This window comes from Heyndrickxia sp. MSNUG, from assembly GCF_049532715.1.
Classification (GTDB): Bacteria; Bacillota; Bacilli; order Bacillales; family Cytobacillaceae; genus Mesobacillus.
On sequence record NZ_CP150978.1, the window covers coordinates 1,657,014 to 1,673,278 of the forward strand.

21 protein-coding genes are annotated in these 16,265 nt (G+C 41.1%); 14 read left to right on the plus strand and 7 right to left on the minus strand.

The genetic code is table 11. From position 1 onward, the window contains the following. The first annotated feature begins 75 nt into the window (after positions 1-75). Positions 76-1,056 carry a CAP domain-containing protein gene (locus tag AABM38_RS08115; RefSeq protein WP_423409931.1) on the plus strand — a complete coding sequence of 327 codons (981 nt, stop codon included), beginning with the start codon at positions 76-78 and terminating at the stop codon, positions 1,054-1,056. Between the two features lie 51 nt (positions 1,057-1,107). Here the strand turns inward: AABM38_RS08115 and AABM38_RS08120 are convergent, their stop codons facing one another. Together AABM38_RS08120 and AABM38_RS08125 are read right to left on the minus strand one after the other, a co-directional pair. Continuing rightward, positions 1,108-1,473 carry a hypothetical protein gene (locus tag AABM38_RS08120; protein ID WP_423409932.1) on the minus strand — a complete coding sequence of 122 codons (366 nt, stop codon included), beginning with the start codon at positions 1,471-1,473 and terminating at the stop codon, positions 1,108-1,110. Positions 1,474-1,482: 9 nt separating this feature from the next. Then, on the minus strand, positions 1,483-1,974 hold the full coding sequence (locus AABM38_RS08125; RefSeq protein WP_423409933.1) for a PaaI family thioesterase: 492 nt from the start codon (positions 1,972-1,974) through the stop codon (positions 1,483-1,485). Positions 1,975-2,246: 272 nt separating this feature from the next. Here AABM38_RS08125 and AABM38_RS08130 point away from each other — a divergent pair, with 272 nt between their 5' ends. From AABM38_RS08130 to AABM38_RS08140, 3 genes are all read left to right on the plus strand, one after another. After that, positions 2,247-2,648, plus strand: coding sequence for a YlbD family protein (locus AABM38_RS08130; protein ID WP_423409934.1), 402 nt, complete (start codon positions 2,247-2,249; stop codon positions 2,646-2,648). A 13-nt stretch (positions 2,649-2,661) separates the two neighbouring features. After that, complete coding sequence (locus AABM38_RS08135) at positions 2,662-2,901, plus strand: YlbE-like family protein (RefSeq protein ID WP_335378529.1); 240 nt, start codon at positions 2,662-2,664, stop codon at positions 2,899-2,901. A 102-nt stretch (positions 2,902-3,003) separates the two neighbouring features. Further along, positions 3,004-3,471: a YlbF family regulator gene (locus AABM38_RS08140; RefSeq protein WP_423409935.1), complete on the plus strand. Its 468-nt coding sequence runs from the start codon at positions 3,004-3,006 to the stop codon at positions 3,469-3,471. A 97-nt stretch (positions 3,472-3,568) separates the two neighbouring features. On the opposite strand, the gene AABM38_RS08145 is transcribed toward AABM38_RS08140, so the two are convergent. Continuing rightward, positions 3,569-3,895, minus strand: a complete 327-nt coding sequence (locus AABM38_RS08145; RefSeq protein WP_423409936.1) for a hypothetical protein — start codon at positions 3,893-3,895, stop codon at positions 3,569-3,571. Between the two features lie 218 nt (positions 3,896-4,113). On the opposite strand from AABM38_RS08145, the gene AABM38_RS08150 reads away from it, so the two are divergent. Continuing rightward, positions 4,114-4,389, plus strand: a complete 276-nt coding sequence (locus AABM38_RS08150; RefSeq protein ID WP_251483168.1) for a YlbG family protein — start codon at positions 4,114-4,116, stop codon at positions 4,387-4,389. A 59-nt stretch (positions 4,390-4,448) separates the two neighbouring features. Here AABM38_RS08150 and AABM38_RS08155 read toward each other — a convergent pair whose 3' ends face one another. Continuing rightward, the gene (locus AABM38_RS08155; protein WP_423409937.1) at positions 4,449-4,838 is read right to left on the minus strand and encodes a DUF7147 family protein; all 390 of its coding nucleotides are present in this window, start codon (positions 4,836-4,838) and stop codon (positions 4,449-4,451) included. Positions 4,839-5,078: 240 nt separating this feature from the next. Here AABM38_RS08155 and AABM38_RS08160 point away from each other — a divergent pair, with 240 nt between their 5' ends. The 3 genes from AABM38_RS08160 (at position 5,079) to coaD (ending at position 7,860) form a co-directional block, all read left to right on the plus strand. Further along, entirely contained in the window at positions 5,079-6,500 is a 1,422-nt protein-coding gene (locus tag AABM38_RS08160) for a stalk domain-containing protein (protein WP_423409938.1), read from the plus strand. 295 nt (positions 6,501-6,795) lie between these two features. Continuing rightward, complete coding sequence (rsmD, locus tag AABM38_RS08165; RefSeq protein ID WP_423409939.1) at positions 6,796-7,368, plus strand: 16S rRNA (guanine(966)-N(2))-methyltransferase RsmD; 573 nt, start codon at positions 6,796-6,798, stop codon at positions 7,366-7,368. Next, positions 7,369-7,860: a pantetheine-phosphate adenylyltransferase gene (gene coaD, locus AABM38_RS08170; RefSeq protein ID WP_423409940.1), complete on the plus strand. Its 492-nt coding sequence runs from the start codon at positions 7,369-7,371 to the stop codon at positions 7,858-7,860. Positions 7,861-8,274: 414 nt separating this feature from the next. Here coaD and ylbJ read toward each other — a convergent pair whose 3' ends face one another. Next, positions 8,275-9,495, minus strand: a complete 1,221-nt coding sequence (ylbJ, locus tag AABM38_RS08175) for a sporulation integral membrane protein YlbJ (RefSeq protein WP_423409941.1) — start codon at positions 9,493-9,495, stop codon at positions 8,275-8,277. A gap of 315 nt (positions 9,496-9,810) precedes the next feature. Between ylbJ and AABM38_RS08180 the strand changes: the two genes are divergently transcribed. Together AABM38_RS08180 and AABM38_RS08185 are read left to right on the plus strand one after the other, a co-directional pair. After that, positions 9,811-10,602: a patatin-like phospholipase family protein gene (locus tag AABM38_RS08180; protein ID WP_423409942.1), complete on the plus strand. Its 792-nt coding sequence runs from the start codon at positions 9,811-9,813 to the stop codon at positions 10,600-10,602. After that, a complete protein-coding gene (locus AABM38_RS08185; protein WP_423409943.1) occupies positions 10,599-11,624 on the plus strand; it encodes a SepM family pheromone-processing serine protease in 1,026 nt (341 codons plus the stop codon). The genes AABM38_RS08180 and AABM38_RS08185 overlap by 4 nt, the downstream gene beginning before the upstream one ends. Positions 11,625-11,777: 153 nt before the next feature. Here the strand turns inward: AABM38_RS08185 and AABM38_RS08190 are convergent, their stop codons facing one another. Further along, complete coding sequence (locus AABM38_RS08190; RefSeq protein WP_423409944.1) at positions 11,778-12,989, minus strand: nucleotidyltransferase; 1,212 nt, start codon at positions 12,987-12,989, stop codon at positions 11,778-11,780. A 146-nt stretch (positions 12,990-13,135) separates the two neighbouring features. On the opposite strand from AABM38_RS08190, the gene AABM38_RS08195 reads away from it, so the two are divergent. From AABM38_RS08195 to AABM38_RS08210, 4 genes are all read left to right on the plus strand, one after another. Next, positions 13,136-13,657 carry a YceD family protein gene (locus AABM38_RS08195; RefSeq protein WP_423409945.1) on the plus strand — a complete coding sequence of 174 codons (522 nt, stop codon included), beginning with the start codon at positions 13,136-13,138 and terminating at the stop codon, positions 13,655-13,657. Between the two features lie 83 nt (positions 13,658-13,740). After that, positions 13,741-13,914: a 50S ribosomal protein L32 gene (rpmF, locus tag AABM38_RS08200; RefSeq protein ID WP_041965520.1), complete on the plus strand. Its 174-nt coding sequence runs from the start codon at positions 13,741-13,743 to the stop codon at positions 13,912-13,914. A 151-nt stretch (positions 13,915-14,065) separates the two neighbouring features. Continuing rightward, positions 14,066-14,836 carry an enoyl-CoA hydratase/isomerase family protein gene (locus tag AABM38_RS08205; RefSeq protein ID WP_423409946.1) on the plus strand — a complete coding sequence of 257 codons (771 nt, stop codon included), beginning with the start codon at positions 14,066-14,068 and terminating at the stop codon, positions 14,834-14,836. 80 nt (positions 14,837-14,916) lie between these two features. Next, positions 14,917-15,549, plus strand: coding sequence for an RsfA family transcriptional regulator (locus tag AABM38_RS08210; RefSeq protein WP_423409947.1), 633 nt, complete (start codon positions 14,917-14,919; stop codon positions 15,547-15,549). 67 nt (positions 15,550-15,616) lie between these two features. On the opposite strand, the gene AABM38_RS08215 is transcribed toward AABM38_RS08210, so the two are convergent. Further along, the gene (locus AABM38_RS08215) at positions 15,617-16,090 is read right to left on the minus strand and encodes an N-acetyltransferase (protein WP_423409948.1); all 474 of its coding nucleotides are present in this window, start codon (positions 16,088-16,090) and stop codon (positions 15,617-15,619) included. Between the last annotated feature and the right edge of the window lie 175 nt (positions 16,091-16,265).

The window sequence follows — 16,265 nt, forward strand, 5'->3', positions numbered from 1 at the left end:
AGGATTTTAATCATTGCAGCAATATTTTTAATAATTGGCTTATATCTTGGGTTCACCAAGGATAACGGTGATGACTTGGTATTAGAACAGGAAACAAAGCCTAAAGTAGATGAATCTCTTGATAAAAAGGTCAGTGAACAGAGCCTTCATGGGGGAATTCGCCAGCCGGAAAAGGGTGTAGGGTCGCTTTTGGGTAAAGATATTGATGCCCTGAAGTCTGTCCTGGGAAAGCCATCAAGAGTGGATCTTTCTGCTTATGGTTTTCATTGGTGGATATTCAATAATGACCTTGACCAATATATCCAGGCAGGAGTCCTTAATGGAAGGGTCGTTACTGCTTATGGCATAGGTCCGGCTCTCAATGTAGAGCCATTCAGAATTGGACAGCCTGTAGATGAAATTTTTGCCCTTAATGTTATCGAACCTGAAGTTACATTTGAACTAAATGGAAGCACTTATAAATTTGAACTCTCAGAGCAGGATATGAATACGAGGCCAATCGTAAAAATGGGTGAATACTTCGTACAGCTGTATATAGACAAATTTACCGGGTCTGTTTCCAGCATTCGCTATATGGATAAAGACACGTTCGTAAAGCAAAGGCCGTATGAAATGGTATACAGGGGTGACTTAATAGAACCTACAGAGCCATCTGAAGAGGATTGGCAGAGAATTGAAGCTGGGACGGAAAAACAAATCCTCGATATCACTAATGTAATGAGGTCACGTCACGCATTAGGAAATCTCCAATGGGATGACCAAACAGCAGAAGTTGCATATGCTCACAGCAAAGACATGGCAGAAGAGGAATACTTTTCACATGAGTCCGAAAAATTCGGGAATCTTTCAGATCGTTTAAAAGCAGCAGATGTGTTGTACGAGCTGGCAGGAGAGAATATTGCGGCCAACTATACGGATGCCCCAGCAGTCGTAGAAGGCTGGCTGAACAGTGAATCCCACCGGGAAGCTTTACTAAATAATGAATTTACACACTTGGGAGTCGGTGTTTACCGAAAGCATTACACACAGAATTTTGTGAAACGCTGGGAAGAGTAATAGCTATCATAACTTTATCTATTTAAGGAAAAGAAGCCTGATAAATTTTTGTCAGGCTTCTTTTTCTTGTTTTATGGCACGATTGATCGAGAACTGTCCTTCTTTCCAATTCCCGTATAAATGTACAACTTCACCTGCTTTAAATACTGGTATTTGAACTTCGCTACGCAAAGGGGTCACCTTTTTTACATATATTTCTTTCACGCCAGTCTGGATCTTCATGATAGAAATATGGTTGAACCTGTGATAATAGAATCGTTCTTTCCGTTCGCTTACATCGATGATTTTTCCGCTAACAATTGCTTCTTCAGGAATATCCTCTAACTTAATCCACTCCTCGTAATTTTCCTGCATTTCTCTCCTGGTAAGCCAGTAAAAATAAGCAAGTACGATTGGGATTACAATTGCCGTAACCATTAAATCACCCTATTTGTGTTGTTTTTCCACGACGAAAAAACTTCCTGAAGAATGCGCTATTTTCTTGCCGTCAGATCTTAATACGTCCGCTTCAACAACAACTGTACTTCTGCCTTTATGGACAATAGTCGCTTTGCAGTGCAGGCGTTTTCCGATGCCAGGCGACAGATAGTGGATATTAAGCTGTGATGTGACTGCAGCATATCCTTCAGGGAGAATCTTATTCGCGAGAGTTCCCATTGCGGTATCCAGCACCGTGGCAGTAAAGCCGCCATGCACGATGCCAAGGGTATTATCGAGCATTTTCGTGATTGGTATGTCAATCTCACATGATTCATTATCCAGTCTTCTATCCATGTGAAGGAGGCCATCTATGAATGTACTGTTTTTTCCTGTAAGTTTATTTTTGACACCTGACAAAACGACCTGGAGAGTTTCTAAATCTTGTTCGCTGGAGAGTGAGATGCATTCTTCTAATAGCTGTTGCAATTCTTTTTCCATCTATCTATTTACCTCTTTCTATATGGCCCTTTTCGTATTAAAAAGGATATTTGCCCCACTTACAAACCTTGTAGCAAAAGTAGGATCTTAGCGAAAATAGCCAGCATTTACATTCTGTTTTTTATTTTAACACTTTAAAAAAAATTGATGAACAAGAACGTCTGTGAAAGATAAAAATACAGTCAATATTTATTGGGCATTTTCCTCACCAATCGGAAATGTAAATCATAAGTTATTATAGGCATTTGTTACACAGCGAGGTGAAAAAAGTGATGGCCAAAAAAAGTCTTCATCCCTCTGTTCAAAAATTCAAGGAGTTTGTGAAGGATCATCCTGAACTCATCCAGGAAGTGAGAAAAGGGAACTCGACCTGGCAGGAGTTGTACGAGGATTGGTATCTGCTTGGTGAGGATGACCCTAAATGGAGCAGCAGCAAAACCAGTGAAAATAAAGATTCAGTAGAAGGACAGGAAAAGAAAACTGATTGGCTTGGAACCATCATGGGTGCGGTGAAAAATATGGATCCAGAACAATTGCAGGGACAAATCTCTAACATCAGTCAGGCACTTGGAGCGATTCAAGGGGTACTTTCGCAGTTCCAGGGAAATAAGGGAGGCCAGCAGTCTGCAAAAAGCTCTGGTCCGGGACATCCTTTTTCATTCAGGAAGGATTAGGAAGGAGCTAACTATGAGAAAAGAGGTAATAGAGCAATTGCGGTCCAATAAAGAATTGATTGAGTTTGTCCGAGCCCAGCCACACTGGTATAGAAAGCTTAGCAGAGACCCACGTGACATTTACTCTGCTCAGATTGCTGCGCTCCACCATTTCGAGAAAACCATTCCGCATAAAGTACAGAAATTTTCTAATAGTGTCCAGATGGCATCAATGATGATGCATATGTTCTCAAGCATGAACTCCCAATCATAATGAAGCTTTCTTCTGTGTGAAGAGAGCTTTAATTTTTTGCCTCGGCTATCTTAAAATGCAGCGTACCAGAAAATTTCGCATTTCTGGCAGATTCATGGTAAAATGGGGGTTGGAGGTGAGCCAGCATTGCTTGCTGTTACATCAGAAAGAGTTATGTTATTAGAAGAAGCTGAACAACTTGTCAGCATGATTTTGCAATCTGATATTGCCGAGCATTATCGGCAATGTTTATATAGTGTTAAAAACGATCCTGAAACTCAAAGAAAGATTCACGAGTTTGTGGATATGAAGGATCGCTACGAGGAAGTCCAGCGGTTCGGAAAGTATCATCCTGACTATAAGGAAGTTATGGGCAAGATTCGCATCGTTAAAAGGGATCTTGATATGGATGAGGTCGTAGCGGAGTTCAAGAAAGCTGAGAATGACCTTCAAGGGCTTCTTGATGAAGTAAGTGTCATTATCGGCAGGTCAGTCTCAGAAAGCGTGAAAGTGCCGACTGGGAACCCTTTCTTCGAAAGCTCCTGCAGCGGCGGCTGTGGCAGCGGCGGAAGCTGTGGATGTTCCGCATAATAGATCAGCAAGAGCATGGACCGAATCCATGCTCTTTTCTTTACCCCGTTAAAGCAGTGGGGGTCTGACCCCCACTGCTTTAACGCGTTGCTGTGCGTTATTCCTGGTTTTTAAGTCTTATACAATCTGGGCATACGTTTCCGCAGCAGAACATTTTTCTCTGCGGGACATAGAAGCGATGGCGGAATACAAAGAGATGATCTTCAGTTCTGATAAACTCGGTTTCGCTATGAAGCTGTTTGCCTTTCATAGCTCCAGCTGCTGATTGCCTTATGGCTTTTTCCAGTTCATTTTTGCTTGGATGTTCATTCGCATGGATATACAAGAAGGGGATACCTGCGGACTTTTTGTAAGTTGCTTGAGCAACTGAATCGTATTCACAAAGCATTTTTAAAAATAGTTTCCATATTACTTCAATATCCATATAATCACCTTATAAAATTCTTTATTTGTCCCGCTCCAGTGAGCAGCCAGCTTTCAATTTTCATTCATCCAGGAATGCTTTTATAAGCCCTTAAGCTATTCTTAACATCATACGCAATAACCACAAAAGGGGCAAACTGGATATTCATTATTGAAAACTTAGGTTTTTATATGCTAGACTATTACAAAGCAAACGTTTACCAAAGGGGAACCAAGAATATGATAGGACAGAGGCAAGGAATAATCGTCTGGCTCTATTCACTGAAACAAGCCAAGATGCTTAGAAGATTTGGAAATGTTCATTTTGTCTCGAAAAGACTTAAATATGCCGTGATCTATTGCAACCTTGAAGAGACAGAGGCGTTAATGGAAAAGATCAGTTCATATTCATTTGTTAAAAAGGTGGAACCTTCTTATAAGCCATTCTTAAAAATGGAATTCGAAAACTCTTCACCCGATAAAGCGAAGGAATATGATTATAAAATGGGTATATAAAAAAGGTAAAAGGTGAGGAGTAACTCCTCACCTTTTTTCTGTATTTTTGCCTGATCAGGCTATTGCATGGGCGGGATATAGTGGTTCAGCCGGAGAATGCCTATTAAATATTGATAATACAAGTCTTTCTCTGCGAATTGGTTTGATGGCTTTGCATCGAACTCAATGATTGTTTTGTCCAATTCTGCTGCCAGCTCTGCAAACAAGTCATATCTTTTGTTTTTCAGCACATGCGGATTGGGAATCCCTTCCCTGCAAACATACATTGCCTGAAAGCTGCCAGGATTAGTCGGCTTAAGGATAACAATAAGTGAGGTGACGTCTTTATTATTTATCTTTGAATGGATTGCCATTAAATGCATCAGTCGATTGCGGTTCGCTTTAGCGGTTTCAATCAGTTCGTAAATATCGGAATATCCTTCGCCTAGCTCAATAAAACGCTGAATCAATCTTAAAATCCCCTTCCAACATATCATTCCATCATACTTTATCATTTACAGCTAAAAATTTGAAGGCATTCCTGATGATCTTCCATATTTGAAACTATTTTCTAAAAATAACTTACTCCTGGGCCTTGTTTTTGTTATTTTAATTATATAAAACTGTAATTTGTGGACCTATTATATTATTTAAAATTAGATTAAATATTTTATAAATACAGATTCAGAAAGACTTCAAGGAGAACGACGATGAAAAAAGTTTCCGTTCTGATCTTATCCGTTTTGTTTATCTTTCTTAGTGTAACAGTAGTATGGCAATGGATTATTTATTCGAATCATACAAGTCAGGTGGCAAGTACCCCAGATGAAAGCATAACACAGTCTGTTACAGTCAAGGTTGGCGAAAAGGGATTAACAATTAAACAGGTATTCAAAAACCTGCAAAATGGCAGCCGATATGGTGCGATAATTCCAGAGCAGGCCTCAGAACTTGTCTGTAAAGATTCAGAGGGTGTGCCTTGCCAGAATGATTTAGAAACGCAATCAATAAAAGCTAAAGGAGATGATCTTCAATTTGAATATTTCATAAAATCTGATTCAGCAGCAGTAGAGTATATCTTGAACGACTGGCTTGTTTCGTTTAGTGAGCGGGAGATAGCTTCAACAAGAATTGAAATAGTGGATAGGATCCATCGGAAAGGAACATGGGTCGCAGGTCTGCCTCTAAAGGGCTATAGGCAAATGGAAGTCGTGAAATACTATGTCTTTGAAGGATTGGGAGAAAACCCCTCCCTTTATTGGCAGAACAGGAGCCTCGAGAAATTCTCGAGTCAAAAAGGAATCCAGTACTACAGCAATTCCCAAGAACAGCCTGGAATCTACAAATTTGATAGTCTTAAAGGTCTTGCTGATAAAAATCATTTATCAGTAATCTTTAATAGTGAAAATCGCAACTTCCATGGAAATGGTCTTCTTCTTGCTGCGAGCAGCCTATCGAAAAATGAACTTGAACAGCAATTGGCGATATCTTTCCTTTCTCAGAAAATTCAAGGACTGGGCCAGAACAACAAACGGCTGCTTGAGGCACTTGCTTCATTAATCATAAAACAACCTGCATCCAATCCGAAAAGCCAGGGAATCGTTAAAGAGCTTCAAACTAAATTAACTGCCGAAGAAATAAATGACTTTACTCTTATCCTCGCAGGAGTTGAAACAAGCATTGATTATACTGAGCTTAACGATCAGCTAGCTGCAATCAAGGGAATGGAAACCAAATTCTTCACCCTAAATAAACAAGATGAATCAGGTCTTTATCCATTGCTTTTTAATGATGGCAGGAGACTCATTGTGAATGGCCAAAAGATAATGGATTGGGATATTCTATTAGAAGGAGACTCAAAATTATTCCCACTCATAAAAACAATGAGTTCATTGGGTAACCAGACAAATGTCGATTCCCGGATGACTTCGATTGAAGTGACATCTAACAACAGCAAGTATTCCTTTAATTTAAAGAATAATACTTTTGTAATGAATGGGAAAAATTTTGGCTTACTGGAAAACCCCTTTAAGATTATTAGCGGAACTGTATATATTGAGGGGCATTGGCTCCAAGCTCTTTTTAAAGTGTCGGTTGACGAAAGTGAAGAGGAAATCGCTCTATCCCTGTAATCTGGGGAAATCCTTATCTAATCTGCCTTAAAAGAAGGCAAAAAAAAGCCCTGCAAAATCTGCAGGGTCCTTCTACATCCATTTTAACAGGATAGAAGGCAAAGGGAGAGGAGAAACCGGAGGAAGAACTTATGGGGAAACGTAAGTCTTCTCCGCGGTTGGCAACAACATCCTCGAATTGATGTTGTTATTTTTCATTATTTCCACTTTAGGAAGTGTTATACACTTATTTGGTTAATTTTTTGTATGTGTGGTAGGATAAGGGAGTAATTTGCATAATTGAGGAGTACATAAGATGAGAGTTGTATCAGGTGATTTAAAGGGCCGTATTTTGAAGGCGGTACCCGGGACGAGTACGAGGCCTACAACTGACAAAGTGAAGGAATCATTGTTCAATATGATTGGTCCTTATTTTACAGGTGGAATTGCCCTGGATTTGTTTGCTGGCAGTGGAGGACTTGGAATAGAGGCTCTCAGCAGGGGCCTTGAAAAAGTCATATTCGTAGACCGTGAAGGCAAAGCGATACATATTGTCAATGAAAACCTTAAGTCATGCGGGCTTGAAAATAGCGCCGAGGTTTACAGGAATGACGCTGTCAGAGCACTGAAAGCTATACAGAAAAGGAATCTAACCTTTAATTACATATTCTTGGATCCTCCTTACAAAAAACAGCAGCTTGTTAAACTGCTTGAAATGATTGAAAAGGAAAAGCTGATCCATGAAGAAGGATTAATAGTATGCGAGCATGCTTCAGATATTCAGCTGCCTGAAAGAATAGGCGTGTTAAAGCAATCTAGAAATGAGAAATATGGAATTATCGGCATAACGCTTTACAAGCTTGATGCACAAGATGAGGGGGAAGTCTAAGTGGCAAGAATTGCTGTTTGTCCAGGAAGTTTCGATCCTGTTACTTTCGGGCATCTCGATATCATTACAAGGGCAGCAAAGGTTTTTGACGAGTTATATGTGGTGGTATTGAATAACTCATCTAAACAACCGCTATTTTCTGTGGATGAAAGAATTGAACTCATCAAGATGGTAACTAAGAATATACCGAATGCTAAAGTTGACTCCTTTCAGGGCCTGCTTGTCGACTATGCGGAAAGCGTTAATGCTAATGCGATCATAAGGGGGCTGCGCGCCGTTTCCGATTTTGAATATGAGATGCAGATCACCTCAATGAACAGAGTATTAAATGATAAAATTGAAACCTTTTTCATCATGACGAACAACCAGTACTCATTTTTGAGCTCCAGTATCGTTAAAGAAGTGGCCAAGTATGACGGGAAAATATCCGAATTAGTTCCTCCAGAGGTGGAAGAGGCACTGATCAGCAAATTTAAAGGAAATAAAGAATAACGGGCAGAATTTCTGCCCGTTATTTTTCTTTTATAAGATAAGAAACATAAAATTCACTTCAAGAAATGTCTAGCTTCAGCGCCTAGCCCCTCGAGTCGCTTGTCTAGTTTCGCCTCCTAGAAACGCAGAAACTTCAACTCCGCCGGCAGAAGCAAAAAGCGCTTCTTTGTCGGAGTCTCCAGTTTCTGCGTTTCTGGCCAGTCGGCTACACATTTCGATTTCGGTCCGCCCAATGAAGTCAAAGAACGACTTCACCGGCCGGCCCTTCGACGGACACGATGTCCTAGTGCCGACGTTGCCACAGGACGTGGCGGTTTTAGTCGGCCAGCGCTTGTCGGACTTGCACAGGATGTGCTGACGGCGACGTTGCCACAGGACGTGGCGTAGTTAGTCGCCGTTCCTTTTACGAGACGCTTACGCTTTTCTTAATATGCGGTTGCCGAGAATCAATACATACATAATTAAACTTACTATCGTAATTAGGGGACCGACAGTAATCAGCGTATTATGGGCATCAGCAAGGCGGCCACCTTCCGTTGAAAGGTATTCCATCACAGGAAGGGCATTTGATGGCTGTCCGCCTTCAAAGAACCTCACATACACCGGCTTCCATAAGATAAAGGCATAAAAAGCAGCAAAAAAACCATGCAGGATTCTGGCCACGAAAAAAGGCTGGAATCGAATGTCAGTCTGTGCGAGGATGCTTGCAACCTGGGCCTGTACGCTGAAACCGCTGAAAGCGAGAATGAAGCTCGTGATGATTGCCTGGTGCATGAGAGTAGCATCCTGAACCTGGCTGGTCATCTGGCTCCCCAGGGTGATTTCAAACAGACCTGAGATAAAGGGCATGCTGAGCATTTCAGTCATCCCAAGCATCCCTAATGCAATCTCGATGAATTTGGCTAGAAAAGCTGTGATATGTAAGTGGAATAAGAGCTTGTTGATGACAGAGAATAAAATGATGAACCCGCCGATCATTAACAGGGTTTGGATCGATGATGTCACAGCGTCACCAAGCAGCTTGCCGATTGGGCGGTTGTCTTTGATCCTTGTCCTGTGCAAGGCTGCGAAGGCAGCTCGAATAGACAGCTTTGACTCGGTTTCTTTTTGACTTTCCTCGTTTTTTCCATAAAACCTCATAATCAGTCCCACACTGATATTACCCAGATAATGTGCCAAGGCAAGGATGATTCCAAGTTGTACATTATAAAAGAAGCCCACTGATACAGCTCCAAAAATAAACAGCGGGTTTGATGAATTGGTGAAGGATACTAGTCTTTCAGCTTCTATTTTTGTCAGCTGCTTTTCCTGCCTGAGGCGTGCAGTTAATTTAGCTCCTGCAGGGTAGCCGGAAGCCATGCCCATTGCCCAGACAAATCCGCCAACACCCGGAACCTTAAACAAGGGCCTCATCAGTGGTTCGAGCAGGACACCGATAAACCGGACCACACCAAAACCAATCAGCATTTCCGAAACAATGAAAAAAGGGAGGAGGGAAGGAAAGACGATTTCCCACCACATATTTAATCCTCTGATCGAGGCATCAAAGGATTCCTGCGGAAAAGATATTAAAGATGCAGCCATTAAAGTGACAGAGGCTGCAAGGAATAGCGTTTTTAATCTGGATTTAAGCACCTTTCACCCTCCCTTTTGTGGTATGTAGCTGTGAAACTTATTTAAACAGTGGTAAAATAAAGTAAAACTTCATAAGAGGGGGATTTTCAACCCCGGCTGTTTGTTAGTTGAACAAACCATTCTTTTTTCAGCAAATGACCTTTTGAATCCTTGAATACTTCCAATTACTTTAGGAAAAGGGTTTGCAGCAACTTCATAAATATTTGTGCAGTTGTCTGCCTTGTCCTCATATAAATCAATATACTCGCTGAACAGCAAATTAGACCAAGTTTAGTTTGTATGGTTAAAATATAGGATCTAAGGGAGGAAAAAGCTTTGCCGCGTCCAAAGGTAGGTTTAGCCCTTGGTTCAGGTGGCGCAAGAGGATTTGCCCATCTGGGTGTAATAAAGGTATTGAAAGATGAGGGAATCCCCATTGATTTGATCGCGGGGAGCAGCATGGGGGCTCTTGTTGCTTCATTTTATGGAGCGGGTCTTGACATCGACAGGCTGTATAAGCTTTCAAGAGTGTTTAAACGAAAGTATTATCTGGATTTTACCGTGCCAAAAATGGGGTTTATTGCTGGAAAAAGAGTAAAAGAGTTAATTAGGATCTTTACACATGGAAAAACAATCGAAGAGCTCGATATTCCTATCGGGATCGTGGCAACAGACCTGATGTCGGGAGAGAAGGTTGTTTTTAAGAAAGGGCCAGTGGCAGAGGCTGTCAGGGCAAGCATCGCAATCCCTGGTATTTTTGTCCCGGAAAAATTGGATGGACGGCTTTTTGTGGACGGAGGGGTAGTGGACAGAATTCCTGTTTCCGTTGCTAAGGAAATGGGAGCTGACCTCGTGGTTGCCGTTGATGTCTCCCATGTAAAAGTGAACGTTGATATCACCTCCATTTTTGATGTGATCATCCAAAGCATTGATATAATGCAAATGGAGCTTGTTGCCAATCGAGAGGTTGCGTCTGATGTGATGATCAGGCCAAGAGTAGAAATGTATAATTCGAAAGCTTTTACGAATATAGAAGAAATCATTGCAATTGGTGAAGAAGAAGCGAAGAAGCATGTAGCTAAGATAAAACAGTGTATTGAGCAGTGGAAGGAGTCCCAGACGGAATGAAAAGAAAAACATCTATAAAGCTGAGCATCTTGGCAGCTATACTTTTAATGGCGAGTGCCCTATATTATTTGCCTTATTATGTCACAAAGCCGGGAATGGCGAAAGAACTAGAGCCCATTATCAAGGTTGAAGGCGGTTTTGAGGAAGAGGGAAACTTCATGCTGACAACTGTAAGGATGGGGAAGGCGAATATTTATGCTTACATCATCGCAAAGCTAAGCAAATATCAAGAGATCTATCCGGTTGAAGATATCCGGGCCGAGGATGAGTCCGATGAAGAATATAACATCCGCCAGCTTCACATGATGGCTGACTCAAAAACATCAGCAATCGAAGTTGCGTATACAAAAGCGGGAATCCCAGTGAATTACACTTATAAGGGAGTCTATGTGCTCAGGGTCATGCCTGGAATGCCAGCTGAAGGAAAATTGATGCCAGGTGACCATGTTTTTGAAATCGACGGCAAAGCATTCAAGTCTTCGGATGAGTTTATTAAATATGTCAGCTCCAAAAAGGCAGGAGAGGTCGTCAAGCTATCATATAAACGTAATGGAAAGACAGATCAGGCAGAGGTACAGCTTAAAGCATTAGAGGATGGGAGCAATCGTGCTGCTGTCGGTATCCAATTGGTAGATGACAAAGAAATCGACGTTGATCCGGATGTCACAGTACAATCAGAAGAAATTGGAGGACCATCAGCAGGTCTGATGTTCTCACTTGAAATATACAATCAGTTAACTAAAGAGGATTTGACTAAAGGTTACCAAATAGCTGGTACAGGTACAATTACACCAGATGGAATCGTAGGCAGGATTGGCGGTATCCAGCAAAAAGTAGTCGCTGCAGACAAGGCTGGTGCCGAAATCTTTTTTGCGCCTAATGAAGAGGGTGCGAAGGACTCGAATTATCAAGAAGCAATGATTGCCGCGAAGGATATCAAAACCAAAATGAAAATCGTACCAGTCAACACATTCGAAGATGCTGTATTATACCTGGAGAATTTAAAAGAAAAAACAAGCTGATTTTATCAGCTTGTTTTTTTAATACTTAAGGCTGTGTTAAAGGTCAATGTTAATCTTTAGCACCTGTTGATTGTAGCGGAAATCAACATTCCAGATTAACAGCGACATGCTTAAAGCAGGTTATTTTGTGACAGTGCAGCTTTAAACATCTAGTTACAACATTATTGGAGGTCTTGAAAATTCTTCGCGAAGAAGTTCTTCTTGTCCTTCGCCATTCTGGCCTAGTGCATAGATTCTTGACGCCTTGATATCAAGGTCAAGATCTGGATCAGAATATGCAGAAAGCTTTGATATGACAGGAAGAGTAAAAATTTTCTTATTTTGCTTTAAATATTCTCTTCCTTTTTCAGTAGCTCCTAATAATCTTAAATAATTGACGGTGTTTTTGGTTTTTTTCATCTCATCTTTTTTTGTATTGGTTAATATATGAAGGCAGACTCTTTGGAGTCGAGCCCATGTATAGCGTTTTGTTTTGATGGATTCCATAAATTCATGGAAGGATTTTGATGAAGCAGCTTTGGATAACAGCCTGTTTTCAAGGCCTTCTTCAACCTCATAAAAATCTCTTATTTCAGCAGGGCTGCTTTGGAGCAATTTATATTTTAGCAAATGCCAATAATTCTCCCAGGACTGAAATCCGCCGAACTTCTCTTTATATAGTGCCAGTTGTTCAAATGTAGAGTCTGGGACAAGGCTTTTTATTGTATCCATTTCTCCAGAGGCTCCAAATAAAGCCTTCCTTATACTAGTTGCACTGGCTATGGTTGCTGAGGAAAAATGCTCATCATGATAGCCAGCGCTTTTTCTCGTGATCGTATCAGGCAGCATCCTGCTTTCCTGCCTGTTGATTGCTTGTATGTAATGAAGACCAAGGATGTTGTTTGGACTTGAGATGTCGATGAATGTTTCTGATGGTGATAATGATTGAAAGCTTAGAGAAATGGATTTGGGATAGCTATTTCCCTTTGATGTGAAGTACTTAATATTTTCTTGAAATTGTTCGTTGTTTTTTTCGAGAAATAGGACAGTCCGCTTAAATGCACGCAAATCTCCTGATTCACTGCCGAAAATAAGGCTGCTGCAGCCGGCTGCGGAGAGAATGGACACAGCACCATCAGCAAAAATTTCCGCATGCTGGGTGGCAAATCGATAGGGAAGCTCAAAGACGATGTCCACACCGGCAGACAAAGCCATTCTGGTTCTTGCCCATTTTGAAACAAGCGCCGGTTCGCCCCGCTGCAGGAAATTCCCGCTCATAGCTGCGATTGCTATATCAGCACCCGACTGCTCTTTAGCCTGCTGCAGATGAAAAAGATGACCATTATGGAAAGGATTATATTCAACAACAACGCCAACAGCTTTCATTATTGTGCTCCTTCGTGGTAATATGGATATTGCATTATCTAGAAGTTTAATTTACAGTAATAATGTAAATTATAGTGTAAAGAAAAAATATTGACAAATGATTATACGAGTTGCTATAATTACCTTTGTTGCCTTGGGGTGATTCTATGAAATGGACAATAAGTCAAATACAAAAACATCGAAACAAGGACTTTCTAATCGACGAGATTGTTCGGATGGATTCGGTTAAGGAAACAGATCCCACGATCCGTGAGGTCTCTCCGATTCACCTCACTGGAAGGGCCGATATAAGTGCCACTAGAGTGACGTTCCATATTCGGATTGAAGGCCATCTTATCCTTCCATGTTCCCGGACATTGGTTGACGTAAATTTTCCAATTGATGTTGAAACCACGGAAACTTTCCTTTTAAACAGCCACGATTACGAGGCTGATGAGGAAGTTTATCAAGTAACAGGCGATGTCCTTGATCTTGAACCACTCATCAGGGAAATCCTGCTGCTGGAAGTTCCAATACAGGTGTTTTGTGATGATAGCGCTGGTCAGGAAGGCGCACCCCAGTCAGGTAAGGATTGGGAAGTAATCGAGGAACAGGAAAAAACTGAAAAACTCGATCCCCGACTTGCCGGACTTGCAAAATTCTTTGAGGAATCTGATTCCTCTGACTAATTAATCGATTAAAAAAGAGCGTGAAGGTCCAGATTGGACTGGCCTTCATAAACTTTCTTATTCTCTTTAAGGAGGTGGGAAGAATGGCTGTACCATTTAGAAGAACGTCTAAAACTGCGAAAAGAAAACGCCGTACTCATTTTAAATTACAGGTTCCGGGTATGGTAGCATGCCCAAACTGCGGTGAAATGAAACTTGCTCACCGTGTATGTAAGGCTTGCGGAACATACAAAGGAAAAGAAGTTGTAAACAACTAATTTTCTGTACAAAAAAGCACAGGATGCTCATGCGTCCCTGTGCTTTTTTGTTTTCTTGTGAAAAAATATATTAAGCAGGAACATTGCTTTTTCATTTTACGGAAAATTGATAAAATTTAATGGAACAAGATTAGTTTATAGGAGGGCAAGGATGGAACCGTACATAATATCCAAAGAAAATGAAGGTGTATTGCTTTTTAAGATAAATAGACCGGATAGAAGAAATGCGATAAATTTTGATGTAATGAATGGACTTGAAGAAGCGATCAGACTGGCATCCGCTGATGATGTTAAGGTTTTCGCAATCACTGGTGCGGGCAGCCAGGCTTTTTGTTCTGGAGGTGATCTAGCGGCATTTCACCTGCTTAAGACAGAGGAGCAGGCATATGGGATGCTGTCGAGGATGGCAGAAATTCTATATAAACTCCTTGTCCTCCCAAAACCGACTATTGCTATTTTAAATGGCATCGCAGTTGGAGGAGGCTGCGAAATAGCTTCTGCCTGTGATTTCAGAATCGGGAAAAACGGCATGAAAGCTGGGTTCGTACAAGCCAATTTGGCCATTACCACAGGCTGGGGCGGGGGAACGCTGCTTTTAGAAAAACTTCCGCATCCGAATGCACTTAAAATGCTCTTAGAAGCAAAAATACATTCAGCAGAAGAACTCAGGGAAATAGGGTTCCTGCATGATCTGTATGAAGGTGACCCAATGGAAGCGTGTCTCTCATTTTTAAAAGAAAGCTTAGAAAAAGAAACTGGGGTATTAGAAGCCTATAAAACTTTAGTAAATAAAAAGTGGGAGCTTTTATCGATGAAAGAAAGAATGAAGGAAGAGGCAGCCGGATGTGCTCTGTTATGGGAGGGAGAGGCACACCACAAAAAAGTGGACGAATTTATGCACCAAAAAAATAAAAATAATTAACAGTCACAAGGCATGTAATCAGTCTATCTTTCCTAGCAGATGCATATGAATGAATAAAAAACAATAGGAGGGATTTTCTGATGCCATTAACCCGTCAGGATGCCTGGTCACTAGATGAAGATTTATTACTGGCTGAAGTAGTATTGCGCAATATCCGTGAGGGCGGAACGCAATTAAAAGCTTTTGAGGAAGTAGGGAAACAGCTCTCCCGGACAGCCGCAGCCTGTGGTTTCCGCTGGAATTCCTGCGTCCGGAAGCAATATAAATCTGGTATTGAACTGGCTAAAAAGCAGAGGAAGGAAGCCAAGAAGCAGTCCAAACCTGCTGAAAAGGCAGAAGAAACTACCGCGCCAGTGCCTGAGGCTCAGACTGCTTCTCCTGTATTAGAAGAAAAGCAAGCAAATATCAGCTTGCAGCAGGTGAAACGATATCTTGAAGATCTCTATGAAAAAGCGGGCTTAGCATCCGGAAACAAAGAAAGCCTTGATGAGCATAAAGAAAAAATTCACAGCCTTGAAAAGCAAATCTATTACTTGTCTGCTGAAAATGAAAAATTAGAAACTCAACTAAAATCAATGGAAGAAGATTATCGCGCTTTGATTGATATTATGGAGAGGGCGAGGAAAAGGGTTGGCCCAAGGGAAGATGAGAAACAACAGAAAATGAAATTTCAGGTTGAACCAAAAGGAAGCCTTGAGAAAGTAGAGAAGTAGATAGCAAACAAACACCTGCCGGGCTCCCGGCAGGTGTTTGTTCTGCTTAAAAGGCGCATATGCATTTCTATTGAATCTGTTCCGTTACACCAGCAGGGTACCAGACAAGCGGATTTTCGCCACGGTCCCTTTCCATATCATAGTGGACTGGAGTGAAGTCCATTTTGTCCCAGAAATCCTGGGATTTTACACGTGGATTTGTCTTGATTGGCAAGCCGAAGCTTTTTGCGAACTCAACCAGTGTTTTGCCATAGCCTTTGCCCTGATAGTCTGGAAGAACTTCCAGCTTCCATAATTCCAGATAGTCTTGAGCCGGTTCAAAATAACGGTCAAATTGTCTCTTAACCTGATAGAGGCTCATCCTTGCGACCAGCTTATCACCAAAATAAATACCGTAAAAAGGTGAGTCGCTATCATTTTCAACAATATTCGCTTCAAGATCCTCGAGCATGGAAAGTTCTTGATGGCCATACTCCCTGAATTTTTTGAATTCCTCTAGTGTCTTATAATTGATTTTTAGTTTTTCCACTTTATTGGTCATATTACATCCCCCGCTTATGCTGCCGTAAATTTTAATGTATAAATCTATACCCAGAATATACGTATTTTAAAGGCAGCTAAAATAAAATTGTTTTTAATAACTCTTTTTTTATTATATTATAAAAACATGAAAAATTCTGCATTTGATTTTTAGAAAGCGGTTCCAATTTTTGCAG